General features: G+C 58.5%; 14 protein-coding genes and 1 pseudogene. 13 read left to right on the top strand and 2 right to left on the bottom strand.

Going from position 1 to position 26,424, the window contains the following annotated elements; genetic code table 11:
- The first annotated feature begins 12 nt into the window (after window positions 1–12).
- From atpA to AC3ISG_RS24880, 13 genes and pseudogenes are all read left to right on the top strand, one after another.
- A complete protein-coding gene (gene atpA, locus AC3ISG_RS24940; RefSeq protein ID WP_065988057.1) occupies window positions 13–1,557 on the top strand; it encodes a F0F1 ATP synthase subunit alpha in 1,545 nt (514 codons plus the stop codon).
- A gap of 50 nt (window positions 1,558–1,607) precedes the next feature.
- Complete coding sequence (gene atpG / locus AC3ISG_RS24935) at window positions 1,608–2,468, top strand: F0F1 ATP synthase subunit gamma (protein WP_037016916.1); 861 nt, start codon at window positions 1,608–1,610, stop codon at window positions 2,466–2,468.
- Between the two features lie 28 nt (window positions 2,469–2,496).
- Window positions 2,497–3,873, top strand: coding sequence for a F0F1 ATP synthase subunit beta (gene atpD / locus AC3ISG_RS24930; protein ID WP_037016914.1), 1,377 nt, complete (start codon window positions 2,497–2,499; stop codon window positions 3,871–3,873).
- Between the two features lie 44 nt (window positions 3,874–3,917).
- Window positions 3,918–4,343, top strand: coding sequence for a F0F1 ATP synthase subunit epsilon (locus tag AC3ISG_RS24925; RefSeq protein ID WP_037016911.1), 426 nt, complete (start codon window positions 3,918–3,920; stop codon window positions 4,341–4,343).
- A 120-nt stretch (window positions 4,344–4,463) separates the two neighbouring features.
- Window positions 4,464–5,831 (top strand): bifunctional UDP-N-acetylglucosamine diphosphorylase/glucosamine-1-phosphate N-acetyltransferase GlmU, encoded by a 1,368-nt coding sequence (gene glmU / locus AC3ISG_RS24920; RefSeq protein WP_489298220.1) that lies wholly within the window; start codon window positions 4,464–4,466, stop codon window positions 5,829–5,831.
- 176 nt (window positions 5,832–6,007) lie between these two features.
- Window positions 6,008–6,775, top strand: a complete 768-nt coding sequence (locus AC3ISG_RS24915) for a DeoR/GlpR family DNA-binding transcription regulator (protein WP_122534377.1) — start codon at window positions 6,008–6,010, stop codon at window positions 6,773–6,775.
- A gap of 9 nt (window positions 6,776–6,784) precedes the next feature.
- Window positions 6,785–8,620 carry a glutamine--fructose-6-phosphate transaminase (isomerizing) gene (gene glmS / locus AC3ISG_RS24910; protein ID WP_489298219.1) on the top strand — a complete coding sequence of 612 codons (1,836 nt, stop codon included), beginning with the start codon at window positions 6,785–6,787 and terminating at the stop codon, window positions 8,618–8,620.
- A gap of 503 nt (window positions 8,621–9,123) precedes the next feature.
- Window positions 9,124–10,845: a ShlB/FhaC/HecB family hemolysin secretion/activation protein gene (locus tag AC3ISG_RS24905; protein ID WP_489298218.1), complete on the top strand. Its 1,722-nt coding sequence runs from the start codon at window positions 9,124–9,126 to the stop codon at window positions 10,843–10,845.
- A 31-nt stretch (window positions 10,846–10,876) separates the two neighbouring features.
- Entirely contained in the window at window positions 10,877–21,529 is a 10,653-nt protein-coding gene (locus AC3ISG_RS24900) for a hemagglutinin repeat-containing protein (RefSeq protein WP_489298217.1), read from the top strand.
- Window positions 21,529–21,858 (top strand): antitoxin YezG family protein, encoded by a 330-nt coding sequence (locus AC3ISG_RS24895; protein WP_489298216.1) that lies wholly within the window; start codon window positions 21,529–21,531, stop codon window positions 21,856–21,858. The genes AC3ISG_RS24900 and AC3ISG_RS24895 overlap by 1 nt, the downstream gene beginning before the upstream one ends.
- A 190-nt stretch (window positions 21,859–22,048) precedes the next feature.
- A complete protein-coding gene (locus AC3ISG_RS24890; protein WP_489298215.1) occupies window positions 22,049–22,408 on the top strand; it encodes a hypothetical protein in 360 nt (119 codons plus the stop codon).
- A 150-nt stretch (window positions 22,409–22,558) separates the two neighbouring features.
- A pseudogene (locus AC3ISG_RS24885) lies at window positions 22,559–23,350 on the top strand (PAS domain-containing protein); the annotation flags it as partial.
- A 30-nt stretch (window positions 23,351–23,380) separates the two neighbouring features.
- Window positions 23,381–23,890 carry a methyl-accepting chemotaxis protein gene (locus tag AC3ISG_RS24880; protein WP_485619881.1) on the top strand — a complete coding sequence of 170 codons (510 nt, stop codon included), beginning with the start codon at window positions 23,381–23,383 and terminating at the stop codon, window positions 23,888–23,890.
- Between the two features lie 368 nt (window positions 23,891–24,258).
- Here the strand turns inward: AC3ISG_RS24880 and AC3ISG_RS24875 are convergent, their stop codons facing one another.
- Both AC3ISG_RS24875 and AC3ISG_RS24870 read right to left on the bottom strand, forming a co-directional pair.
- A complete protein-coding gene (locus AC3ISG_RS24875) occupies window positions 24,259–25,191 on the bottom strand; it encodes a LysR substrate-binding domain-containing protein (RefSeq protein WP_489298214.1) in 933 nt (310 codons plus the stop codon).
- Between the two features lie 178 nt (window positions 25,192–25,369).
- The gene (locus AC3ISG_RS24870; RefSeq protein WP_122534247.1) at window positions 25,370–26,293 is read right to left on the bottom strand and encodes a DMT family transporter; all 924 of its coding nucleotides are present in this window, start codon (window positions 26,291–26,293) and stop codon (window positions 25,370–25,372) included.
- Window positions 26,294–26,424 lie beyond the last annotated feature (131 nt).

Here is a 26,424-nt window from a genome sequence, read left to right as displayed (position 1 = left end):
GGCAGCAGAGCAATGCAGCAACTCAATCCTTCCGAAATAAGTGAAATCATCAAGGGCCGCATCGAGAACCTCGATGTAGCCTCCCAAGCCCGAAACGAAGGCACAGTCGTCAGCGTGTCTGACGGTATCGTGCGGATTCACGGTCTCGCCGACGCTATGTACGGCGAAATGATCGAGTTCCCGGGCGGCGTTTACGGTATGGCACTGAACCTGGAGCAAGACTCCGTGGGTGCTGTCGTACTGGGCGCTTACACCTCTCTGGCTGAAGGCATGAGCGCCAAGTGCACCGGCCGCATCCTCGAAGTTCCGGTTGGTAAGGAACTTTTGGGTCGCGTAGTCGACGCACTGGGTAACCCTGTCGACGGCAAAGGTCCGCTGAACAACACCGAGACCGACGCGGTCGAGAAAGTTGCTCCAGGCGTGATCTGGCGTAAGTCGGTAGACCAGCCTGTACAGACTGGCTACAAGGCTGTCGACGCGATGATCCCTGTCGGCCGTGGCCAGCGCGAGTTGATCATCGGTGACCGTCAGATCGGTAAAACCGCTCTGGCGATCGACGCGATCATCAACCAGAAGAACAGCGGTATTTTCTGCGTCTACGTTGCAATCGGTCAGAAGCAATCGACCATCGCCAACGTTGTTCGCAAGCTGGAAGAAAACGGCGCTCTGGCCAACACGATCATCGTGGCGGCCAGTGCTTCGGAATCCCCTGCGCTGCAATTCCTGGCTCCGTATGCCGGTTGCACCATGGGCGAATACTTCCGCGATCGCGGTGAAGACGCACTGATCGTTTATGACGATCTCTCCAAGCAGGCTGTGGCTTATCGCCAGATTTCCCTGCTGCTGCGTCGTCCACCAGGCCGTGAAGCTTACCCAGGCGACGTGTTCTATCTCCACTCCCGTCTGCTGGAGCGTGCATCCCGCGTTTCGGAAGAGTACGTAGAGAAGTTCACCAATGGGGCAGTGACCGGCAAAACCGGCTCCCTGACCGCATTGCCGATCATCGAAACCCAGGCTGGCGACGTTTCCGCGTTCGTTCCGACCAACGTGATTTCCATCACTGACGGTCAGATCTTCTTGGAATCGGCCATGTTCAACTCCGGCATCCGTCCGGCAGTGAACGCCGGTGTTTCGGTATCCCGTGTGGGTGGTGCCGCTCAGACCAAGATCATCAAGAAGCTCTCCGGTGGTATCCGTACCGCTCTGGCTCAGTACCGTGAGCTGGCAGCATTTGCCCAGTTCGCTTCTGACCTGGACGAAGCGACCCGTAAGCAACTTGAGCATGGTCAGCGCGTTACCGAGCTGATGAAGCAGAAGCAATATGCGCCAATGTCGATTGCTGACATGTCGCTGTCGCTGTATGCCGCTGAGCGTGGGTTCCTGACTGACGTCGAAATCGCCAAGGTTGGCAGCTTTGAACAAGCGCTGATTGCTTACTTCAACCGAGATCACGCCGATTTGATGGCGAAGATCAACGTGAAGGGTGACTTCAATGACGAAATCGATTCTGGCCTGAAAGCCGGCATCGAGAAGTTCAAGGCCACCCAAACCTGGTAAGCCGCAGCGGGAGCCGCGAGGCTCCCGCTTGCTAACCTGATAGGTGTTACATGGCAGGCGCAAAAGAGATTCGCAGCAAGATTGCGAGCATCAAAAGCACGCAAAAGATCACCAGCGCCATGGAAAAAGTGGCGGTCAGTAAAATGCGCAAGGCTCAAATGCGCATGGCTGCTAGCCGTCCTTACGCGGAGCGCATCCGCCAGGTGATTGGTCATCTCGCCAACGCTAACCCGGAATACCGTCATCCCTTCATGATCGAACGCGAAGTAAAGCGCGTCGGTTACGTAGTGGTGAGCAGTGACCGTGGTCTGTGTGGTGGCTTGAATACCAACCTGTTCAAGGCTTTGGTCAAGGACATGGCGAAGAACCGTGAAAACGGCGTAGAGATCGATCTGTGCGTGGTCGGCAGCAAAGGTGCGGCGTTTTTCCGCAACTTCGGCGGTAACGTCGTCGCTGCGATCAGCCACTTGGGCGAAGAGCCGTCGATCAACGATTTGATCGGCAGCGTCAAGGTGATGCTGGATGCCTATCTGGAGGGCCGTATTGATCGCCTGTCCGTGGTGTCCAACAAGTTCATCAACACCATGACTCAGCAGCCAACGGTCGAGCAGTTGATTCCGTTGGTCGCGACCCAGGATCAAGAACTCAAGCACCACTGGGATTACCTGTACGAACCCGACGCCAAAGAGCTGCTGGACGGCTTGATGGTCCGTTACGTGGAGTCGCAGGTCTATCAGGCGGTGGTCGAGAACAACGCGGCTGAACAGGCTGCGCGGATGATCGCGATGAAGAACGCCACTGACAACGCCGGTGACCTGATCAGCGATTTGCAGCTGATCTACAACAAGGCGCGTCAGGCAGCGATCACCCAAGAGATCTCGGAAATCGTCGGCGGCGCTGCCGCGGTTTAACGGTTCAAATATTCAGAGGATCCAGCTAATGAGTAGCGGACGTATCGTTCAAATCATCGGCGCCGTGATCGACGTGGAATTTCCACGCGACAGCGTACCGAGCATCTACAACGCGCTGAAAGTACAAGGCGCGGAAACTACTCTGGAAGTTCAGCAGCAGCTGGGCGACGGCGTAGTTCGTACCATTGCGATGGGTTCCACCGAAGGCTTGAAGCGCGGTCTGGACGTAATCGACAGCGGCGCAGCCATCTCCGTACCGGTCGGTAAAGCGACACTGGGCCGGATCATGGACGTACTGGGCAACCCGATCGACGAAGCGGGCCCGATCGAAACTGAAGAGCGCTGGGGCATTCACCGTCCTGCGCCTTCGTTCGCTGATCAGGCTGGCGGCAACGACCTCCTGGAAACCGGCATCAAGGTCATCGACCTGGTTTGCCCGTTTGCCAAGGGCGGTAAAGTTGGTCTGTTCGGTGGTGCCGGTGTCGGCAAGACCGTAAACATGATGGAACTGATCCGTAACATCGCCATCGAGCACAGCGGTTACTCCGTGTTCGCCGGTGTGGGCGAGCGTACCCGTGAGGGTAACGACTTCTACCACGAGATGAAGGACTCCAACGTTCTGGACAAAGTAGCGCTGGTTTACGGTCAGATGAACGAGCCGCCGGGTAACCGTCTGCGCGTCGCTCTGACTGGCCTGACCATGGCTGAGAAGTTCCGTGACGAAGGTAACGACGTTCTGTTGTTCGTTGACAACATCTACCGTTACACACTGGCCGGTACTGAAGTATCCGCACTGCTGGGCCGTATGCCTTCTGCAGTAGGTTACCAGCCGACGCTCGCTGAAGAGATGGGCGTGCTGCAAGAGCGCATCACTTCGACCAAGGAAGGCTCGATCACTTCCATTCAGGCGGTATACGTACCGGCGGATGACTTGACCGACCCGTCGCCAGCCACAACGTTTGCTCACCTGGACGCCACCGTCGTTCTGTCCCGTGACATCGCTTCCCTGGGTATCTACCCAGCGGTCGATCCACTGGATTCGACTTCGCGCCAGCTGGACCCGAACGTTATTGGCCAGGACCATTACGACACCGCTCGCGGCGTTCAGTATGTTCTGCAGCGCTACAAAGAGCTGAAAGACATCATCGCGATCCTGGGTATGGACGAGCTGTCGGAAACCGACAAGCAGTTGGTATCCCGCGCTCGTAAGATTCAGCGCTTCCTGTCGCAGCCGTTCTTCGTGGCTGAAGTCTTCACTGGTGCCTCGGGTAAATACGTTTCCCTGAAAGACACCATTGCTGGCTTCAAAGGCATCCTCGCCGGTGACTACGACCATTTGCCTGAACAGGCGTTCTACATGGTCGGCGGCATCGAAGAAGCGATCGAGAAAGCCAAGAAACTGTAATCCAGGCGCCCGGTGACGGGCGCTAATCAGGTTGAGGCAGGCAAATGGCTATGACAGTCCATTGCGATATCGTCAGCGCGGAAGGAGAGATTTTCTCCGGTCTGGTCGAGATGGTGATTGCACACGGTAACCTGGGTGATATCGGTATTGCTCCAGGTCACGCACCGTTGATCACCGATTTGAAGCCAGGTCCGATCCGCCTGATCAAGCAGGGTGGCGAAGCCGAGGTGTTTTACATCTCCGGTGGTTTCCTTGAGGTTCAACCGAACATGGTCAAAGTGCTTGCCGATACCGTGCAACGCGCTGCCGATCTGGACGAAGCCTCAGCTCAGGAAGCCGTAAAGGCTGCCGAGCGTGCTCTGAATGAAAAAGGCGCAGATTTCGATTACGGATCTGCTGCTGCACGTCTGGCGGAGGCCGCAGCTCAGCTGCGCACCGTTCAGCAAATTCGCAAGAAGTTCGGCGGCTAACCCCGGCGACTCGTTGCGCGATTGAGTAAAAGGGTAGCCTCGGCTACCCTTTTTCTTTTTTCGGCTTTATCGCCTGAATCATCAGCCCGGCTAATGTGGCTGCTCGTCTGGAATCCTTTCATGTCTCTCGATATCGTCATTCTCGCCGCGGGTCAGGGCACTCGCATGCGTTCCGCTCTGCCCAAGGTGTTGCATCCTGTAGCCGGTAACTCGATGCTTGGCCATGTTATCCACAGCGCACGCCAGCTTTCTCCCGAAGGCATTCACGTCGTCATCGGCCATGGCGCAGAGCGGGTCCGAGAGCAACTGGCGGGCGATGATCTGAATTTCGTGCTTCAAGAGAAACAATTGGGCACTGGCCACGCCGTCGCTCAAGCGTTGCCCGCGCTGAAGGCTGAGACGGTGCTCATTCTTTATGGCGACGTCCCGCTCATACAGGTAGAGACCCTGCACCGCCTCCTTGCGCTGGTAAATGATCAGCAGTTGGGTCTGCTGACGGTCACGCTGGAAGACCCGACCGGTTATGGGCGCATCGTCCGTGACGCGCAGCATCGCGTCAGCGCTATCGTCGAGCACAAGGATGCAACCGAAGCGCAGAAGGCTATCAAGGAAGGTAATACCGGAATCCTCGCGGTACCGGGCAAGCGCCTCGCCGACTGGCTAGGTCGCCTCTCCAATGAAAACGCCCAGGGTGAGTATTACCTCACTGACGTGATTGCCATGGCTGTAAACGATGGCTTGGTGGTCGCCACCGCACAGCCCGACGATGCCATGGAAGTGCAGGGCGCCAATGACCGTAAACAACTTGCCGAACTCGAGCGTCATTACCAGCAGCGCGAAGCACGCCGACTCATGGCATTGGGCGTCACGCTGCGCGACCCGGCGCGCTTCGACGTTCGTGGTGACGTCACTGTTGGCCGCGACGTGATGATCGACGTCAACGTCATCCTCGAAGGGCGAGTCGTCATCGAAGACGACGTCTTGATCGGGCCGAATTGCGTGATCAAGGACAGCACCTTGCGCAAGGGCGCAGTTATCAAGGCGAATAGTCACCTCGAAGGCGCGATTGTGGGCGAAGGCGCGGATGCAGGGCCTTTCGCTCGTCTGCGCCCGGGCAGTGTGCTCGACGCTCGCGCTCATGTGGGTAACTTCGTTGAACTGAAGAATGCTCATCTCGGCGAGGGCGCCAAGGCAGGTCATCTGACCTACCTGGGTGACGCAGTCATCGGCGCGCGCACCAACATTGGCGCTGGCACCATTACGTGCAACTACGATGGCGCCAACAAGCACAAGACGGTGATGGGCGAAGACGTCTTCATCGGCTCGAACAACTCGCTGGTCGCCCCTGTGCATATCGCGTCGGGCGCTAGCACTGCCGCGGGTTCTACCATCAATCAGGATGTACCGGCTGAACAGCTTGCGGTCGCCCGAGCGCGTCAACGCAACATCGAAGGCTGGAAGCGACCGGTAAAAATCAAGAAAGACTAAGTTATCCACAGTGCCTTCGGCTGTTTGCAAAACAGGCAGCCGATGCCGGCCTCTGAGCGGCAACTGTACGAAAAAATCCTCTATTCCTTCTCACGACACCCATTTCCCCTTGACGTATATCTTTCGATGAGCTTTCATTGCGTTCGTTAACTTTCGAATCGAAACTTAAGATCACCATGTCGAAACGTAATACGCCTCAACGCCGCCACAACATTCTTGCTTTGCTCAATGAGCAGGGCGAGGTAAGTGTGGACGAGTTGGCCAAGCGCTTTGAGACTTCCGAGGTGACGGTCCGTAAGGATCTGGCTGCGCTTGAAAGCAATGGGCTGCTGCTTCGTCGTTACGGCGGCGCCATCCCCATGCCCCAGGAATTAATTGGCGAGCCCGGCCAGCCCGTTTCCAGGTTCAAACAGGCCATTGCGCGCGCTGCTGTTGCCCGCATCCGGGAACATGCACGGATTATCATCGACAGCGGCAGCACAACGGCTGCGATGATTCCAGAGCTGGGCTTGCAGCCGGGCCTCGTGGTGATGACAAATTCCCTGCATGTCGCCAACGCGCTGGGTGAACTGGAGCACGAACCGGTCCTGCTCATGACGGGCGGGACGTGGGACCCGCATTCAGAATCGTTTCAGGGCCAGGTGGCGGAGCAGGTGCTGCGTTCCTACGACTTCGATCAGCTGTTCATCGGCGCCGACGGCATTGATCTGACCCGCGGTACAACCACATTCAACGAACTGCTTGGCCTCAGCCGGGTGATGGCCGAAGTCGCCCGGGAAGTGATCGTGATGGTCGAGGCCGACAAGGTCGGTCGCAAGATTCCCAATCTGGAGCTGCCCTGGAGCAGCGTCCATACCCTCATTACCGATGACCGCCTGCCTCAAGAGGCACGCGAACAAATTCAGGCTCGCGGCGTAACTTTGATTTGCGCTGCTGTTTCCTAGGAGAAGACCATGTGTGGAATTGTCGGCGCTGTCGCTGAACGGAATATCACTGCCATCCTGCTGGAGGGCCTCAAGCGCCTGGAATACCGGGGCTATGACAGCGCCGGCGTGGCGGTATTCAACAACGCCGGCGTGCTCGAGCGTCGTCGTCGGGTCGGCAAGGTCAACGAACTGGAGCGCGCACTCGCCGGCGAACCGGTCACAGGCCGCCTCGGCATTGCCCACACCCGTTGGGCAACGCACGGTGCACCGTTGGAGCACAACGCCCACCCGCACTTCTCCAACGAGCAACTGGCGGTGGTGCACAACGGCATCATCGAAAACCATGAGCCGCTTCGCGAGCGTTTGAAGGGCTTGGGTTATGTGTTTACGTCTGACACGGACACCGAAGTCATAGTCCACCTGCTGCACCATAAACTGCAGGACACACCCGATCTGGCCGCTGCCCTGAAGGCGACGGTCAAGGAACTGCACGGTGCTTATGGCCTGGCGGTAATCAGTGCAAAACAGCCGGATCGCCTGATTGCCGCTCGCAGTGGCAGCCCTCTGGTTGTGGGTCTGGGCCTTGGGGAAAACTTTCTCGCCTCCGATCAACTGGCCTTGCGTCAGGTGACGGACCGCTTCATGTATTTGGAAGAGGGCGACATCGCCGAGATCCGTCGCGACAGCGTGCAGATCTGGGACGCATCCGGCCTCCCTGTCGAGCGTGAGATTGTTCAGTACCACGAGGGCGCAGAAGCGGCGGACAAAGGCGAGTACCGCCACTTCATGCTCAAGGAAATCCACGAGCAGCCAAAAGTCGTGCAGCGCACCCTCGAAGGCCGCCTCGGTCAGCAGCAGGTTTTGGTGCAGGCCTTCGGACCGCAAGCGGCGGAGCTGTTCGCCAAAGTACGCAACGTGCAGATCGTCGCCTGCGGCACCAGCTATCACGCCGGCATGGTCGCGCGTTACTGGCTCGAAGGCTTGGCCGGCATTCCGTGCCAGGTCGAAGTCGCCAGCGAATTCCGCTACCGCAAGGTCGTGGTCCAGCCGGACACGCTGTTCGTTTCGATCTCCCAGTCCGGCGAGACGGCCGACACCCTTGCCGCGCTGCGCAATGCCAAGGAACTGGGTTTCCTTGCCAGCCTGGCGATCTGCAACGTAGGCATCAGTTCGCTGGTGCGTGAATCCGATCTGACCCTGCTCACGCAGGCCGGCCCGGAAATCGGAGTCGCGTCGACCAAGGCGTTTACCACGCAGCTGGTCGCACTGATGCTCCTGACGCTGTCACTGGGGCAGGTCAAGGGCACGCTGGGCGCTGGCGTGGAAGCAGAACTGGTTGAAGAGTTGCGCCGCCTGCCGACCCGCCTGGGTGAAGCGCTGGCCATGGACACGACGGTGGAGAAAATTGCCGAACTGTTCGCCGAGAAGAATCACACCCTGTTCCTGGGTCGTGGCGCGCAATTCCCGGTGGCGATGGAAGGGGCGTTGAAGCTCAAGGAGATCTCCTACATTCACGCCGAAGCCTATCCGGCCGGAGAACTGAAACACGGCCCGTTGGCACTGGTGGACAGTGACATGCCTGTTGTCACCGTGGCACCTAACAACGAGCTGCTGGAGAAGCTGAAATCCAACCTGCAGGAAGTGCGCGCACGGGGCGGCGAGCTGATCGTCTTCGCTGACGAACAGGCTGGACTGGTGAACGGGGAGGGCACTCATGTGGTTTCCATGCCCCATATCCTCGATGCACTGACGCCGATTCTCTACACCATCCCGCTGCAACTGCTTTCGTATTACGTGGCAGTGCTGAAGGGTACGGATGTGGATCAGCCGCGTAATTTGGCGAAGTCTGTGACGGTGGAATAAGTTATCCACAGGGCGTTGGCCAATCTCGCCACTGTCCCAGCGAATTAGGGAATCGAAGCCCTCGACGCGTTAAGCCTAAAGCTCACTCCGGTGAGCTTTAGGCCATTTAAAGCGCAGTTAAGTGCGCGTTATCCTGCCGGTGAGATAAGCACAGATCTCAGGGCGTTATCGACTTTCTAAATTAGCGCGGCAATTTGATAATTGGGATCCACTTCACAAAGACCGCGCGAACTTTTCTGCATTCCTCATCACTAAGGTATCTCGGCCACGGCTGATGGCTAATTAACAGCATCTCGATGAGCCTCGCCGACCTGCTACTAAACGCTTGCCGCTCGTCGGACCACCAGTCTTGTAACAGGCTGCAACTCTTTCTCGGTGCCTTATTTTATTGCCCATCAAGGGTTTGCAGATTTTTCACGCGCGAATGCCCACCTGATCCAACGCTTTGGATCAACGGGATTCGATGGTAATTTGCCGCCCCTTGATTTTTCGACGGATCGAACATGCCCTTCTCATTGCCACGGATTCGGTTGTTGCTTTGCACTTTTCTGCTCGCGTGTGTGAGCCTGAACAGCGCCACCGCCGCCCCAACGCCCGGCGATCAGGACCTGATCCGCGACCGGCAGAACCGCTTGCTCGAAGAGCAGAGTCGCCGCCTGCAGGAGCTTCAGGACTTGCCCGGCAAGCAGACCAAGCCCGAGGCCCCGGCCACGCCGGCCGATAATCGTTGCTTCCCGATCCAAGACATCGAACTCAAGGGTGCCGACAGCCTGTCCGCCGCCGACCGCACGCGTCTGCTCAAACCCTACATCGGCCAATGCCTGGGCGTAACGCAGCTTAATGAGCTGCTCAAGGTCATCACCGACTACTACATCGACAAGGGCCGCGTCACAAGCCGTGCCTACTTGCCGCAACAAGACCTCTCCAGCGGTCACCTGCAGGTGCTGGTGGTCGAAGGCAAACTCGAAGCGTTGAAAGCCGCCGAGGGCAGCACTGTGACCGACCGCGAACTGGCCATGGCCTTTCCCGGCAAGGTCGGCGAGGCGCTCAACCTGCGCGAGATCGAGCAACTCGTGGACCAGCTCAACCGATTGCCCTCCAGGCAGGCGCAAATGCGACTGACCCCGGGCCAGCAGATCGGCGGCAGTGAAGTGGTGGTCAACAACGTCCCGCAAAAACCTTGGCGCGCCAGCCTGTCGCGCAATAACGACGGCCAGGAAAGCACCGGTGAACAGCAATGGGACGCGGGCCTGGAATGGGACAGTCCGCTGGGCCTGAGCGATCAATTGATACTGCGCAGCGGCCACGACGCTGTCAGCGACCACCAGAAAACCTCGAAAAACAACATGCTGTATTACAACGTGCCTTGGGGCTGGTGGAACTTCAGCTACACGTACAGCGAAAGCGACTATCGCACCTACGGCGAGACCGACAGCAGCAAATTCAAGCTCAATGGCGACAACGAGAACCACCAACTGCGCGCCGAGCGGGTGATCCATCGCGACGACGTGAGCAAGACCTCGGTGAACGTTGGCCTGGCCCATCTGCGTACCAACAACTACGTCCTCGACGTGCGCACGGAGCCGAGCAGTAACCGCCTCAGCGAACTCCAGCTCGGCCTCAACCACGGTCGGCGCATCGGCAATGCGTTCGTCAACCTTGACCTCGGCATGCAGAACGGCATCGGCTTGCTCGATGCCCAGTCTGAAGAAGAACGCGATGAGTTCGGCAACCGACAGGCCAATTCGCGCTACCGCAAATACACCGCCACCGTCAGTTACCTGCAGCCGTTCACGCTGTGGGGCGAGTCTTTCAGCTTTTCCAGCCTGGCCACCGGTCAGCGCAGTGAAGACATTCTCTTCAGCCCGCAGCGCATTAGCCTGGGTGGCTCGGCCTCGGTACGCGGTCTCAAGGACCAGCAACTGACCGGCGACAGCGGCGGTTACTGGCGCAACGAAGTGCGCTGGGCACGCCCGGTAACGCTGGATTGGATGCGCCCGGCCTTTGCCGAGTACGGCACCAGCGTCGGCTACGACCAGGGCGTGATCAGCAACGACCGCTACAACGGCGACGTACATGGTCGCGTGTCCAGTAATTCTCTGGAGCTGTTCGCTCGGGGCAGGTACGTCAGCACCAGCGTGACCTTTGCCCATTCTTTAGAAAGACCGGGAGTAGTCACCGAGCGCGAAGCGCCGATCTACTTCCGCATGGATTTCTTCCTGTAATTCAACGCCCCGTTACATCGAGAATCTGACAATGGACGTTCGCCAATTTGCCTTCCTTGCCCGCCAACCTTCTGCTGCGCTGAAGCCGCGGGACTCGTTCTTCGGTCTGCCCAAGCGCGGCCTGGTGCTGATCCTGATCAACGCGCTGTTCTGGCAGCCGCTGCTGGCCCAAGCCGAAGGCATCGTGGTCAGTGCGCCGGGCACCACCGTAGGCCAGGCGGGCAACGGCGTGCCCGTGGTGAACATCGCCACGCCAAACGGCAGCGGCCTGTCCCATAACAAGTTCCAGAACTACAACGTCGGCGCCAACGGCGTGATCCTCAACAACGCCACCGGCACGGTGGCCAACACCCAGTTGGGCGGCTACATCGTCGGCAACCCCAACCTCAAGGGCGGGGCAGCCAACGTTATCCTCAACGAAGTCACCGGCAGCAACCCCAGCCAATTGCGCGGCTACACCGAAGTGGCGGGGCAGTCGGCCAAAGTCATCGTTGCCAACCCTTACGGCGTCACCTGCAGCGGCTGCGGCTTCATCAACACACCGAACGTCACGCTCACCACCGGCAAGCCGGTGCTCGACGCAAACGGCCAACTGAAAAGCTATCAAGTTGACGGTGGCGCCGTGACCATCGACGGTGAAGGCTTGAACGCCAGCAACGTCGACCGCTTCGACATCATCACTCGCTCGGCCAAGATCAACGCGCAGATCAATGCGCGCGAACTGAATGTGATCGCCGGTCGCAACGATGTGGACGCCCAAAGCCTGACAGCCACACCCCGCGCCGACGACGGCAGCACCAAGCCCGAGCTGGCGATTGACTCGTCGGCTCTGGGCGGTATGTATGCTGGCGCAATCAAGCTGGTGGGCACCGAAGCGGGTGTGGGCGTGAAGCTCGACGGCACGCTGGCGGCCAGTGGCGGTGATATTCAACTGGATGCCAATGGGCGCCTGAGCATGGCTCAGGCGGCGGCCACCGGTAACGTCAGGGTTACGGCGCAGAGCGTCAATCTGGCTGACAAGGTTTACGCTGGTACAGCGCTGGAGGTGCAAACCCAGGGCGATCTCACCAGTAGTAAAAGTTTGGCAGCACGCGACCGCATCGCACTCTCCAGCGGCGGCACCTTGACCAACCGCGACATTATTGAAGCCGGCGTCAACAGCGATAACACCCGCAACGCAACGGGCGATGTGAGCCTGCGTGGCAAGGGCATCATTAATAATGGCGCCAGCGTCATCGCCAGCCGTGGGTTGAGCGTAGATGCCCAGACCCTCAACAACCAGGGCGGCACCCTGAGTGCAAAGCAGCACGCACAGATCAACGCCACCTCGGTCGACAACCAGAACAAAGGGCGCATTCTTAGTAACAACAGCCTGACCATCACGGCTGGCAGCCTGCAGAACACCCAAGGTGGGCTTGTCACCAGCGACGGCGCACTGACCGTGTCCGCAGGCGATGTGCAAAACCGTGGCGGTGAACTCTCCAGCCTTGACACTGCAACCCTGACGGCTGCCACTTTGGATAACTTCACCGGCCTGATCACGGCTGGCAAGGCGTTGAGCCTGAATATCGGTGCCCTCAACAACCAGAACGGGCTGATCACCAGCCAGGGCACCGTCGCCGTGGCTGGCAATAGTCTGGACAACCGTCAGAAAGGCCTGGTCGCCGGTATCGGCGGCGTGCAGGTGAACGTGGTCAACACCGACAACCGCAACGGCGAGTTATCGAGCCAAGCGAGCGTGTCGGTCACCAGCACGCAGCTGGATAACAGTGACGGCGGGCTGGTAATCGCCGGTAGCGGCTTGAACCTGAATGTCGATCAATTGCTCAACCGCAACCAAGGGCTGATCAGCAGCGAAGGGCTGCTAAGCGTGACGGCGGGCACTCTGGCTAACCGCGCAGGTACGCTCTCAAGCGCCGGCCCGCTGACCATCAGCACGCGCGGCGCTGTGGACAACCAGGGCGGGCGACTGGTGACCGACGGCAGCCTGAACCTGACCAGCGCAAGCCTGGACAATAGTCAGAATGGCACGCTGAGCGCGCGTGAGTCTGCGCAGATCACCACGTCCGATCTGAACAACCAGCAAGGCGGCCAGTTGACCAGCGCCGCCAGCTTGACCCTGGAACTCAATCGTGGCCAGTTCAACAACCAGGGCGGGCTAATCAACGCACCGCTGCTGATGCTCAACAATCTCAAGAAGGTGAATAACCAGGGCGGCGAAATTTCCAGCAGCCAGGCATTCACGCTCACCGCTGACAACCTGGACAACAGCAACGGCAAACTGCTCAGCAATACCGCGCTCACCCTGCGCATCGGGCAGGCCCTGGCCAACGTCAAAGGCATGATCGCCGCGGCGTCGGTGGATGCCCAGGCTGCAACCCTGGACAACAGCGGCGGTACCGTCACCAGCCGTGGCGATACTCTGCTCAACGTTGCTGGCCAACTGGTCAACCGTGATCAAGGCCTGCTGAACGCCGCCAACACCCTGACCTTGAACAGCGCAGGCGTGGACAACCAGAACGGCTCGCTGCTGGGCAGTGCGATTGCATTGGACTTTGGCACGGCAACCGGCGACCTGAATAACGCCGGTGGCCTGATCACCACCGCAGGCAACCTGAGCATCACTCACCTGCGCGACCTGACCAACAGCGGCGGTGAACTCTCCAGTGCGCAAACCCTGAACCTCAACGGCCGCACCCTGAATAACAGTAACGGCAAGGTAATCAGCAATAACCTGCTGGTGCTCAATGCCGACACTCTGATCAATCAGAATGGCCTGATGTCCGGCTGGCAAGGCTTGACCGTCAGCGGCGCGAACCTGGACAACCGCAACAACGGCACACTGTCGAGCCGTTACGGCGACCTCAATGCCACGCTGACCGGCAGCCTTCTCAATAGCGGTGCGGGCGCGCTTGTCAGCCAGAAGGCGCTGACCATTAACGCTGGCGAACTGGATAACAGCGCCAACGGCGTGCTGTCCAGCGCCGCTGGCCAGACGCTCACCGTGGGCGGTTTGTTGAACAACGCCCAAGGCGGCGTGATCGACAGTGCTGCGACGCTCAGCCTTAACGCACAGAACCTGGATAACACCGCCGGCAGCATCAGCGGCGGCACCGCCACCACCCTCGACCTGCTTGCGACGCTGACCAATACCAACGGCAAATTGGGCAGCGGTGGCCCGCTGCTGATCAGCCGTGCCGCACAGATCGACAACCAGGGCGGTCAACTCGCCAGCCAGGGGCTGCTGACCGTGATGACCGGTGGCCTGGACAACCGCAACCGCGGCACGTTGGCCGCCAACGACCGCGTGAGCATCACCGCCAGCGGCTTGGTGCAGAACGGCAGCGATGGTTTGATCTATAGCCAGAACGCCGACCTCACGCTCACCGCCAACCGCCTGGACAACGGTAAGGGCGCCGTGCAAAGCCAGAATGGCCTGACTCTCGACGTGGCAGACGCCATCGACAACCAGAGCGGCAAACTGATCGCCCAGGCCGGCGACCTGAATGTCACCGCCGCCAGCCTCGACAATAGGGGCGGCACCCTCGCCAGCCTCAAGGGCTTGCTGCAGACCCGCGTCGTCGGCGTGCTTCGCAACGGCTATGACCTCAACAATAATCGGCAGGGCGGCGTGATCCAGGGGCAGACCCTGGACCTGCAGGCCGGCGCCGTGGACAACTATGGCGGGCGCATTTCTGCCCAGGACGGCAATGGCCTGGTCACCACCGGCAATTTCGACAACCGTAACGGCGGGTTGTACGCCAAAGGCCTGATGCGCGTTGTTGGGCACGACTTCGATAACAGCGGCGACAACGATGGCCAGATTGCCGCCGGGCAGATCGACCTCGACCTGAGCGGCGTCCTCAATAACCGCCTGGGCATCATCGAAAGCGAATCCACCCTCAAGGTCCGCGCCGCCAGCCTGGACAACCAGACCGGCCGCCTGCGCGCGCTGGGCACCACCGGCACTACCGAGTTCGCCATTGGCGGCCTGTTCGATAACAGCAACGGCGTGCTGGAAACGGCCAATACCAATCTGGCACTGAATGCCGGCAGCTTGCAGAACCTCGGCGGTAACGTGCTGCACGTGGGTACCGGTAACTTTGGCATTGCGCCCGCCAACCTCAACGACGTCGGCGGCAGCCTGGTGACGCAGGGCGACCTGACCATCACCCAGGACAACTGGACCAACAGCAGCGTCATCCAGGCCGGGCAACTCACAGTCAACGTCAACACCCTCAACCAGACAGCAACGGGGCAATTGCTTGGCGCGCGGCGCTTTATCGGCAACGGCGGCAACTGGACCACCAACGGCCTGATCGCCAGCGACGGCGACCTTGACCTGACGTTGAGTGGCGCCTTGAACAGCACTGGACGCGTCAGCAGCCTGGGCGCATTGAACCTCACTGCCGCCCAGGCGAATTTGAGTGAGACCGCCAGCATCGCCGGTGGTGGCGTGACCAGTGCAACCATCAGCGGCGTCCTGAACAACCATGGCCGCCTGACCTCGGCAACCGACCTGCTGATTAACGCGGGCACGCTGAACAACTACGCCACCCTGGGCAGCGGGCAAAACCTCACCGTCACCACCGGCGCGTTGCTCAACGACCACGGCCTGATCTTCAGCGGTGCCGACATGAGCATGCGCGTCGCGTCGTTGAACAACAGCTACGGCGACATTTACAGCATGGGCAACCTGAGTGTCGATCGCGACGGCAAGGGCGGGTTGGCCGACAGCATTATCAACAGTTCGGCGAGCATACAGAGTGATGGTGACCTGAGCTTCGCAGCGGCAGTGATGCGAAACGAGCGCGCGGTGCTGACAACCAACGACGGGGGCATCTATACCGCTTCGATCACCGAGATGCCGTGCCGGCGGGGCGCCGATTACGCTGGCGACTGCGACGGTGGGAAGGTCAACCACTTGTGGGAGGTCGTGCAGCGCGACAAGCTCGAAGTCCTTCAGGCCAGTGCGGCATCGCTCATCAGCGCGGGAAGAAACATCACCCTGACCGGCGGCCAGTTGCTCAACTCGAGCAGCAGCATCGGCGCCGCCGGCATGATCAACATCACGGTCAACAACCTGACCAACACGGGCATCGAGACTGGCGAAACCGAAACCTGGCGCTTGTTCCGCTCCGAGCGCACCCGCGACGCGAGTGACTGGTATGCGTTGGCGGCAGACTTCAATCGCAAGTACTCGGTTGGCGGCGCCGCCTATAACCCCAATGATCTGGGTGGCCTGGAAGCCGCCATGGCAGCTTTCATCGGCACCACTGAAAAGGAAAGCGTCTCGCTGCGCCGTGTCACCAAAATTGCTACGGGCGACCAACGTTACGCCGGCATCATCCAGGCCGGCGGCGCGGCCACTGTCATCACCCAGAACAACATCGATAACACCGTGGTGCGCCCGGGCTATACCTACGTGGGCGCGGGCGCCAAAACCGGTACCGATGCTACAGGCGCCAGTGGTGCTGCCGGTTACTCGACCCGCATTACCCTTAACCAGCAATTGCCTCCTGATCTGGCCCAGCAGCAGATCAACCCGCTGAGCTTGCCCGGCTTTACCTTGCCAAGCGGGCAGGGCGGCCTTTTCCGCCTCAGCGGTCAAAGCGCCAGCGCGCCCGCCAGTACCGCGCCTCAGGGCTGGACCCTGAGTGGCGGCACCGTTGACCGTGCGCCGGCCAGTGGCCCGATCGTACCTGGCAGCGGCACCTCGGCTGACGGTGTAGTCATCAATCGCGTGCAAGGCCTGCCGGACAGCCAGTTCGTCTCCAACCCGCAGAAATACCTGATCGAAACCAACCCTGCACTGACCAACCTCGGTCAGTTCCTCAGTTCCGATTACCTGCTGTCCAAACTGGGCTATGACCCAGATCAGGCGCAGAAACGTCTGGGTGATGGTTTCTATGAACAACGCTTGATCCAGCAGGCGATCATCGCCCGCACCGGCCAGCGCTTCATCGACGGTCTTACCAGCGATACGGCGATGTTCCAGTACCTGATGGACAACGCGATCGGCAGCAAGCAGGCGCTTAATCTGTCGGTGGGCGTGAGCCTTACCGCCGAACAGGTCGCCGCCCTGACCCACGACATCGTGTGGATGGAAAACGCCACCGTTGCCGGCCAGCAAGTTCTGGTGCCGGTGCTCTACTTGGCCCAGGCCAATAACCGCCTGGCGCCAAACGGCGCGCTAATCACCGGCAGCGATCTCAACCTGGTGTCCGGCACCGACCTCAACAACGTCGGCACCCTGCGCGCCACCAACAACCTGGCCGCCAGCGCCGGGCGCAACATGGTCAACAGCGGCCTCACCGAAGCCGGCAACCGCCTTGACCTGCTCGCCGGCAATAGCCTGACCAACCGCGCCGGCGGCATCATTGCCGGACGAGATGTCAGCGTGGGGGCGATCAGCGGTGACGTGCTCAACGAACGCAGCGTAACCAGCCACCAGAGCAGCAGCGGCTACCGCACCGAACGCACCGACTTCGTCGACAACGCCGCGCGCATCGAAGCGGCCAACAGCCTGACCCTGCAGGCCGGACGTGACGTCAACAGCACCGGCGGCGCGCTGAAAAGTGGCGCCGACACCCGGATACAAGCCGGGCGCGACGTAAATCTGGCTACCGCCGAACAGCGCACTGCCAATAGCGTCGGCACTCGCTCACGCAGTAGCAACGTGGCCCAGTACGGCACCGTTGTGGAGGCGGGGCGAGACTTCCAGGTTGTGGCTGCGCGGGACATCAGTGCGATTGGCAGCCAGTTGAATGCAACGCGTGATCTGGCGATGGTGGCCAATGGGAATTTGAACCTGGCTTCGGCGGCGAATGAACAGCATTCGGCCTCCAACTCCAAGAAGATCACCCAACAGGAAGACCATGTTCAGCAAGTGGGCACATCGCTTGTGGCCGGTGACAACCTTTCCCTGAGCGCAGGCAACGACCTCGCCCTCAGCGCCAGCCGCGCGAGTGCGGGTAAGGAAGCCTACCTGTACGCAGGTAATGATCTGGCGCTGAACGCCGCGCAGAACAGCGACTACAGCTATTACCGCAAAACCAAAACCAGCAGCGGGTTGTTGTCCAGCAGCTCGAAAACGCGTATCGACAGCAGTAACCAGATCAGCCAGCAGAGTTCTTCCATCAGCGCTGATACGGTCGTCGTGCGTGCCGGTCGAGATATCGGCACGGTTGCCAGTGACGTGGTTTCTACCAACGCCACCAGCCTGATTGCCGGGCGCAATGTGGTGATCGACGGCGCGACGGAAACCTTTGAACAAAGCCATTCGTCCTCAACCAAAAAATCAGGCCTGCTGAGCACGGGTGGCATCGGCGTCACGTTGGGCTCAAGCAGCAACAAGAACACGTTCACCAGCAGCACCGAAACCACCCGGGCCAGCAACATCGGCAGTGTGCTGGGCAGCGTGGATGTACAGGCGGGCAAAGACCTGACCTTTCGCGGCTCTGACGTGGTTGCCGGTAAAGACATCAGCCTGATTGGGCAAAATGTCAGCGTCCTGGCTTCTGAGAACAACAACCGCAGCGAGCAGACGGCTAAAAGCAAATCCAGCGGTCTGACTCTGGCGTTATCCGGCACCGTGGGTGGCGCAGTGGACGCCGCTTACCAGACCGCCAAGCAAGCCAAGAACGAGGACGACAGCCGCCTCTCGGCGCTGCAAGGTGTTAAAGCAGGGTTGACCGGCGTACAGGCCTGGCAAGCAGCGCAGCAAGACGGCGGAATGACCGGGGACAACGCTGCGCAGTTCGTAGGTATCAGCCTCTCCGTGGGCTCGCAAAAGTCCGAATCCAGACAGACCCAAGAGCAAACCCTTAGCCAGGGCAGCAGTCTCACAGCCGGCAACAACCTCACCATCGTGGCGGACGGCGACGGTACGCCCGGTGACGCGGGTGATATCCATGTTCAAGGCAGCAAGCTGCAGGCCGGTAACGAAATGCGGCTGGCGGCGGAGCACGATATTCTCCTGGAAGCTGCGGCGAATAATCAAAAACTCGATGGCAAAAACAACAGCAGCGGGGGAGCGCTTGGCATCAGCCTTGGCGTGGGCTCCGAAGGCGGTGGCCTGAGCGTTTTCGCCAATGCGAACAAGGGCACCGGAAACGAAAAGGGCACCGGCACGACCTGGACAGAAACGACGCTAGATGCGGGCAAGCAGATCAGCTTGGTCAGCGGGCGAGATATCGTCCTCAAAGGTGCTCAGGTCAGTGCAGACCAGATTAAAGCCACCGTAGGTCGCGACCTCACGCTGCAAAGTCTGCAAGACACCGATGACTACAAGTCCAAACAGACGGATGTCAGCGGGGGCATCAGCTTCGCCATCATCGGCAGCGGTGGTAGCGCAAACCTGAGCGTCAGCAAAAGCAAGATCGACTCCAACTATAAGAGTGTGCAGGAGCAGACCGGCCTGTTCGGCGGCAAGGGCGGGTACCAGATCGATGTGGGTAACCATACCCAGCTCGATGGCAGCGTGATTGCGAGCACTGCGTCGCCGGACAAGAACCGTCTGAGCACGGGCACGCTCGGGTGGAGCGTCCTAAAGAACAAGGCCGACTACACCAGCCAGTTGCAGAGCGCGAGCGTCAGCAGTGGCAGCGATGGCACTAATGCTTTCATCAGCAATATGCCCACCGGCACCTTGATCGCCTTCAACCATGGCGACAGTGCCAGCGGCACGACCTCATCGGCCATTTCCAACGGCACTCTCGACATTCGCGACCCTGCCAAACAGCAGCAGGACGTCGCAACGCTGAGCCACGATGTTGAACACGCGAACGACAGCATCAGCCCCATCTTCGATAAGGAGAAAGAGCAGAAGCGTCTGCGGCAGGTGCAGTTGATTGCGGATATTGGCACTCAGACAGTAGACATCGTGCGGACCCAAGGTCAGATCGATGCCGATAATGAGGCGCGTGCTGAACTTGATAAGCGTGGCGTCAAGGAGCCTGGAAAAGATGCGAAAAAAGAGGAGGTCGAAGCCTACCAGCAACAGCTGATTGCCACTGATGCTTACAAACGGATCATGGCTGACTACGGGGTCGGCGGGAATTACCCACGTGTCGCACAAGCGGTGACAGCGGCATTGCAAGGGCTGGTTGGGGGCGATATCGGCTCAGCTATTGCGGGCGCATCGGCGCCTTACCTGGCACAAGTGATCAAAAAATCGACTGGCGATAACACTGCGCTCAATATCATGGCCCATGCGGTATTGGGTGCGGTGGTGGCGCAGGCACAAGGCAATTCTGCAGGGGCGGGGGCTGCGGGAGCTGCGACAGGCGAGCTCATCGCGCGCCAACTTTATCCGGGCACGGCAACGGCAGATCTGACGCAGGAGCAAAAAGAAACGGTCTCAGCGCTGTCTGGCTTGGCGGCAGGGCTGGCTGGGGGAATTGCTGGTGGTGACCTGAGCGGTGCAGTGACGGGCGCGCAGGCGGGGACAAATGCTGTTCAGAACAACCTACTCTCGAACACGTACGGTGTCGAACGGCTGGACAAGACGAGTCTGGCGCTCTATGAAAAGCTTAAAGCCGCCGGGATCGGAAGCATTGATGAATTGCAGAAGCGGTTCACTGGCTGTGCTGGCGATGGTGAGTGTGAGCGCGGCATTCGCAATGAATATCGACAGCAGGAAAAACAGGCAGGGGAAACACTCGTCGGACTCTATAAGGCCGGCAAGTTGAGTCAGGAAGAACTTGCTGTCCTCGTCACGGACTACTCCATCGCCATGATGGCTGGGGCCAAGGAAGGGCAGCTGAGTTCCGATTCTGGGGGCTATGGCGACATTTATTCCCTGTCCGGGATTGATTGGACTCCGATGGGTGTGATCGGTAATCCATATCTGGATGCGATCAAAAAGAGTGGACAAATTGCGCAGTGGAGACGAGAGGGGCTAAGCGAAGAAAAAATCAATGAGCTAGCCCACAAAAGTGGTTTAGTCGACTCGATGTTGGTCCCGGTGGATGTTCCTGGTATTTTGAATATCGTGGATAATGGCGCATCGCAGCAAGGTGTTCTAGAGTTTGCGGGAGCTATGCTGTTTGGTAAGCTTGTAGCGAAGGCTGTAAAAGGGACGGGCACAGGAAAAGCGCCATACACCTCGACTGTCTCGCCGGATGCTGAGGCTGGGATGCCGTATGACAACCCGGCGAAAGAGGCTGGTCCAAAAGCAACAGGCCAGACTTTACGAGAAGTCGAAATAAGCTCTGGTGGCAAGGGAGCATGGTCCAAAGATCTCAATAAGCCCGAGCCAAACACGATTTATAAAGTGGATGGAAACAAGACCTATCAAACAGACAGTATGGGGCGTGTTGAAAGAGTTGAATCCGACCTTTCTTACGCAAAAAATGACCGAAATACCTATCAGCAATGTGTGGCAGGAAAGTGTGGAGTATCTGGTGACGAGGGTGGGCATTTAATTGCAAGTGTTTTTAACGGGCCAGGTGAGAAGTTGAACTTGCTCCCCATGAATGGGAACTTAAACAAGGGAGCTTGGAAGTCGATGGAAAATACTTGGGCAAATGCACTTAAGGATGGGAAGCGTGTAAATGTTAAAATTGAGCCTATCTACTCGGGATCTAGTGTTCGGCCTGACAGATTTAATGTTAAGTATTCAATCGACGGTGGCCGCCCTGTAAATGTTGACTTTAAAAATGCGCCTGGAGGTGGGGGTTGATGGATGAACAGCTGTTTTACGAAAAAATTGGGCAGCTTCTAATTGATGCTGGTCCTTCAGACGCTACAAAGATAATAGCCAGAGCGGAGCTTTTTGCTGAAGGCGACGGCGGTAGCTATGAGTTTGATTACTTCAATAACGCTGGTGATTTAAACTGGTTTGATCCCGACGGTCGCGCAGTTGGTGATTTAACCGAATTGCTAGTGCAGTTGAGGAGCCATTTTGTTATGAATGGCTTGTGCGCAGGCGAAAAAGCTTGGTCTGGATGTGTAGTTACTTTGGATGTAGAAAATATAAAGATAAATATTGAGTTTAAGTATGATAATTAAATAAGCCAGCTGTGAAGGTTTCCACTTGATCTGACACTGGCTCTGCTGGCAATGGCGAGTGCGAGCGCGGCATTCGCAATGAATATCGACAGCAGGAAAAACAGGCAGGGAAATACTCGTCGGACTCTATGAAGCCGGCAAGTTGATTCAATAAGAACTTACTGTCCTCATCACGGACTACTCCATCGCCATGATGGATGGAGCCAAGGAAGGGCAGCTGAGTTCGGACTCTGGGGGCTATGGTGACATTTATTCCCTGTCTGGGAATGATTGGACTCCGATGGGTGTGATCGGTAATCCCTATCTGGATGCGATTAAAAAGAGTGGGGCGGACTATAATAAGAATATGACTATCATTCGTACTGGTATTGTTGCCACTGATAAATATTCTGGCTGGCAAATTATTGTTGCGAACGACCGTGATGGCGACACTGGCGGCTATTATCTTTACTTGAAGAAAAGTGATATTGAAAGTTTTGACTATTGGTTTGAACATGAGGCAGGGCTTCAGGCTCAGTTAGTTGATTTTGAGGTTGAGTGGGTAGTTTAGTGAGTTTGATTAGCATGGCTTTTAATATGCCTTCGGTCGCCCTGCCTACATCCTTGCTGAAGTCCACTGCACCTCTTCTGCACCACCCTGACAACCTACGACCTATGAGGCTCAAGGTTTCGCTCGCCGCGTCGATAGCTTCTCAAGTCAATGCGAGCGGCCCCCATGTTCAATACCCGGTTAAAAGACAAAATCCAGCAATTGGAAAAACGACTGGGGGCCCTTGAGCAGGTCAAGGCAACGCTGGATCTCGAAACCGTGTCGGTCACGTTGGACGCGGCAGGCGTCATCATGGAGGTGAATGCTCTGTTTGAAACAGAGCTGGGATTCACCCAGGCTGAATTGTCCGGTCGTGCCCTGCGTGAATTCAGTCCTTCTGAACTGAGCGGTGATGTACATCAGCGTCGGGCTCTTGATGCAGTTGCCCAGGGCAAGCATTACAGCGGCACGTTGCGCCTCTGCAGCCGTGAAGGTCGACACGTCTGGCTACGGGCAATGGTCATACCCTTCGCAGGTGAGAGCGGGCGGGTCGAGCGCATCGTTTTGTATTCAAGCGTGCTGACGAGGACGATCGAAGCCTCCAGGGAGAATGAAGCGCTGGTGGGGGCTCTGATGCGCTCCACTGCCGTTATCGAGTTTTCTCTGGATGGGCTAGTGCTGACAGCCAATCAGAATTTTCTGGACGCTATGGGCTATACGCTTCCCCAAATCCTGGGCAAGCACCACCGAATCTTTTGCGTGCCATCCGACGCTCAGTCAGAAGAATACGATCGGTTCTGGCAGACACTTAGACAGGCATCCTATGTCGCGGGAAGGTTTTGCCGGGTGGATAAATATGGCAACGAGGTATGGCTGGAGGCTTCCTACAACCCAATCGTGGATGCCAACGGCAAGCTGTACAAGATTGCCAAATTAGCCACCGTTATCACCGACCAGGTCACCCGCGAGCGCGCTGTATCCGAGGCAGCTGGCATGGCCCACGGCACGTCGGTTCGAACCAATGCCAGCGCACAGCAAGGCCGCGAAGTCATTCAGAACACCGTCACGACCCTCAATACGCTTTCGGCGTTGATGGAAGATGCTGCCCATGGCATTGAAGCACTGGATGCCCAGAGCCAGGAAATCGGCACCATCGTCAAAACCATTGGCAGCATCGCTGACCAGACCAATCTGTTGGCCTTGAACGCAGCGATCGAAGCCGCACGTGCCGGGGAACAGGGCCGAGGTTTTGCTGTGGTCGCCGACGAGGTCAGAAACCTGGCCCTTCGAACCACTAAAGCGACGGCGGAAATCTTCGAGGTCGTGAAAAACAACCAAGTTCTGGCGTCCAGCGCCGTGACCATGATCGGTAAAAGCAGGCAACAGGCCGGCGCAGCGCTGGATCTGGCCAGTGAGGCGGACGAGGTGATCAAGGATATTCAACAAGGTGCCAACAGTGTTGTGGTTGCCGTTGAGCAGTTCTCGGGTCAAGCCGGGCAGTAATGGTTGCTGCAATGCTTCACGTCTGCACCTCTCAGTGACCCCAAGGTAAAGCGCGATCCAGGTGATCTTTATGCTCGATGTTCTCAAGCAATCCATCAACGATCTGCATAAGGTCGACCGGCCCAGGCTTGAAGATGAGTGTGACGCGCTATTCAGCCGGATCGAGCAGGCACGAACAGAAGGGACTGTGACTGGCGAACAGGCTACACAGCTGTTCTATGATGTCCGGAACGAACGTTCACGGTGCTTCCGCAGTGGAAGCCAGCGTCGCATGGGCAATCCCGGAGCTGGCCTCCCATCGCGGGACTCGATAGGCATGAGCCCAATGATTAATTGAAAGATGTTTTCAAAGGCTTGTCCGAACTGAATCAAGCCACCTGGCCCGCGCTTTCAATCTCCCGCGCATGCCCCTTCGCGGTCTTGCCCGCCTGCTGCACGGCCCATTTCATGAACTCCGCTATCGCCCATTCTTCCCGCCGTTCTTTCGCGCAATACACGAAATAGTCGAACTTGAGCTCCGCCGTGGCATTGGTGACCTGCACCAGCCGTTTGCTTTGCAGAGCCTCGGAAGCGAAGACGCTGTTGACCAGTGCGATGCCCTGGCCGGCACAAGCCGCACTTATCAACAGGGACTCGTCGCCATAACTGGAACCCTGAATCATCTTGCGATTGCTCATGCCGAACGCGTTCATCCAGACCTTCCAGTAGTTGCGCTCGGTGTCCTGCAGCAGCGGGAACGTCAGACAATCCTGCGGGCTCTCGATACTGCGCTGGGTGCTGAGCAGGTGCGGGCTGCACACGGGGATCAGGTAGGACGACCACAGGTGCGTCGCGTGGTTGTCGCAACAGGCCGCCGTCTCACGCTGTATGCAGATATCCACATGGCCGTGCTTGAGCTCCGAAAGACCGTTACAGATCTGAATCGATATCTCGACGTTGGGGCAGCGCTCCTTGAAGCTGCTCAGTGCCGGGATCAGCCAGGAGCTGGCAATCGTAGAGGTCGTGCTGATCACCAGGCGCGTCTGACGTGGCGCCTTGAGTGCGGCGCGCGACCAGGCTTTTTCGATGACGTCAAAGGTGCCGGCGAGTTCGTCGAACAGGCTGCGTCCGGATGGGGTGAGCTGGATGCCCTTGGCGTCTCTCTCGAACAGGCGCCTGCCGATCTGGTCCTCCAGCCCTTTGATCTGCTGGCTGATGGCGGCCGGCGACACACACAGCTGATCCGCTGCACGTTTCATGCTGCCGGCCTTGCACACCTCAACGAACGTGCGGAGGGATATCAACGGGATCGCTCTGCTCATCCTGCATACCTCGCCGTGAGAGTGCTGTCAGTGAGCCAAGTGACGGAAAAGTGTCTTTGAGTTGCCATCGGATGAATCCCCAAAGCGTTCTTATCACCCGACGCTGGATATTTCAGGCACAGCCGGGCCCGGCCGGGTGTTTACCCGGCGCCGATATCAAGTGTGGGTAACGTTGCTGTCAGGTTGTGGCGGCGCGGTCTTGAGGAACAGGTGCCGGCTTCGGCTTGCTTTGGCTCAATACGAACCAGACGGCCAGGCAGATGAGGCCGCCGCCGTAAAGGTGTCCGGCGGAAACCTTTTCCCCCAGGAACATCACCCCCCACAGGACGCCGAAGGGCGGGATCAGGAAGGTCACGGTCAGCGAACGGACCGGGCCGATATCGGCGATCAGGCGGAAGTACAGAATGTAAGCGCAGGCCGTGCACACGAAACCAACGGCTGCCAGTGATAGCCATACGGTTGAGTCGCCCCAGGTGGCTGGCGGGTTGACGGTCGCGGAGACGGCGAAGAAGGGCAGCAGGAACAGCGTCGCGCCAATCTGGCTGCCGAACGCCACGAGCTTGGCATCCAGTCCTCCCCGATCGCCGATCCACTGACGGGTCAGGAAGCCTGCGGCGCCGTAGCAACTGGTCGCCACCAGGCAAGCGAGTGCGCCCATGACCACCGATGTGGTGAACGTCACCGGGCCTGTGGTGGTGAGTAAGGTTATGCCCAGTAAACCAAGAAATACGCCTATGGCTTTCTTGGGCGTCAGTGAATCACTGAAAAACACAGAACCTATTAATACGCCCATCAATGGAGTGGTCGCATTCAAGATGGCGGAATAACCTGCGGGCAATAACAGGGCCGCCATGCTGTACATCAAAAACGGAATGCCGGAGTTGATGATGCCAAGGATCAAGGTGGATTTGAACTTGCCGTTGAACTCATGCCGGGTTCTTAAAATGGCCAGAATCACCATCAAGCCAATAGCGCCGAGCAACACGCGAAAGAAAGCGGTCGGCAATGCGCCCAATACCGGTGCAGCAACGCGCATGAACAGAAAACTGGCTCCCCAGATGGCGGCCAGAACAATGAGTCGAACGTAGTCGGAGACTTTCATTGCGCTTCCTTTCTTGATCCGTATCGCTGATCCGCTGACCGAAAAGTTGTTGATTGACGCTCCTCGAGTCAGGGTGTGATGATTTGAGCAGTGTCTAGGGCGGTGCTCAAGCGAGCTTTTCTTAAGCACAT

Source organism: Pseudomonas sp. GL_135, from assembly GCF_057834665.1.
The sequence above is the reverse complement of the archived record's forward strand: the minus strand, read 5'-3'. Positions and strand labels throughout refer to the sequence as shown.

What these genes read in the sequence shown, in the direction of transcription:
- atpA (WP_065988057.1), top strand. Translation starts at nt 13, where the DNA reads ATGCAGCAACTCAATCCTTCCGAAATAAGTGAAATCATCAAGGGCCGC.
- atpG (WP_037016916.1), top strand. Translation starts at nt 1,608, where the DNA reads ATGGCAGGCGCAAAAGAGATTCGCAGCAAGATTGCGAGCATCAAAAGC.
- atpD (WP_037016914.1), top strand. Translation starts at nt 2,497, where the DNA reads ATGAGTAGCGGACGTATCGTTCAAATCATCGGCGCCGTGATCGACGTG.
- AC3ISG_RS24925 (WP_037016911.1), top strand. Translation starts at nt 3,918, where the DNA reads ATGGCTATGACAGTCCATTGCGATATCGTCAGCGCGGAAGGAGAGATT.
- glmU (WP_489298220.1), top strand. Translation starts at nt 4,464, where the DNA reads ATGTCTCTCGATATCGTCATTCTCGCCGCGGGTCAGGGCACTCGCATG.
- AC3ISG_RS24915 (WP_122534377.1), top strand. Translation starts at nt 6,008, where the DNA reads ATGTCGAAACGTAATACGCCTCAACGCCGCCACAACATTCTTGCTTTG.
- glmS (WP_489298219.1), top strand. Translation starts at nt 6,785, where the DNA reads ATGTGTGGAATTGTCGGCGCTGTCGCTGAACGGAATATCACTGCCATC.
- AC3ISG_RS24905 (WP_489298218.1), top strand. Translation starts at nt 9,124, where the DNA reads ATGCCCTTCTCATTGCCACGGATTCGGTTGTTGCTTTGCACTTTTCTG.
- AC3ISG_RS24900 (WP_489298217.1), top strand. Translation starts at nt 10,877, where the DNA reads ATGGACGTTCGCCAATTTGCCTTCCTTGCCCGCCAACCTTCTGCTGCG.
- AC3ISG_RS24895 (WP_489298216.1), top strand. Translation starts at nt 21,529, where the DNA reads ATGGATGAACAGCTGTTTTACGAAAAAATTGGGCAGCTTCTAATTGAT.
- AC3ISG_RS24890 (WP_489298215.1), top strand. Translation starts at nt 22,049, where the DNA reads ATGATGGATGGAGCCAAGGAAGGGCAGCTGAGTTCGGACTCTGGGGGC.
- AC3ISG_RS24880 (WP_485619881.1), top strand. Translation starts at nt 23,381, where the DNA reads ATGGCCCACGGCACGTCGGTTCGAACCAATGCCAGCGCACAGCAAGGC.
- AC3ISG_RS24875 (WP_489298214.1), bottom strand. Translation starts at nt 25,191, where the DNA reads ATGAGCAGAGCGATCCCGTTGATATCCCTCCGCACGTTCGTTGAGGTG.
- AC3ISG_RS24870 (WP_122534247.1), bottom strand. Translation starts at nt 26,293, where the DNA reads ATGAAAGTCTCCGACTACGTTCGACTCATTGTTCTGGCCGCCATCTGG.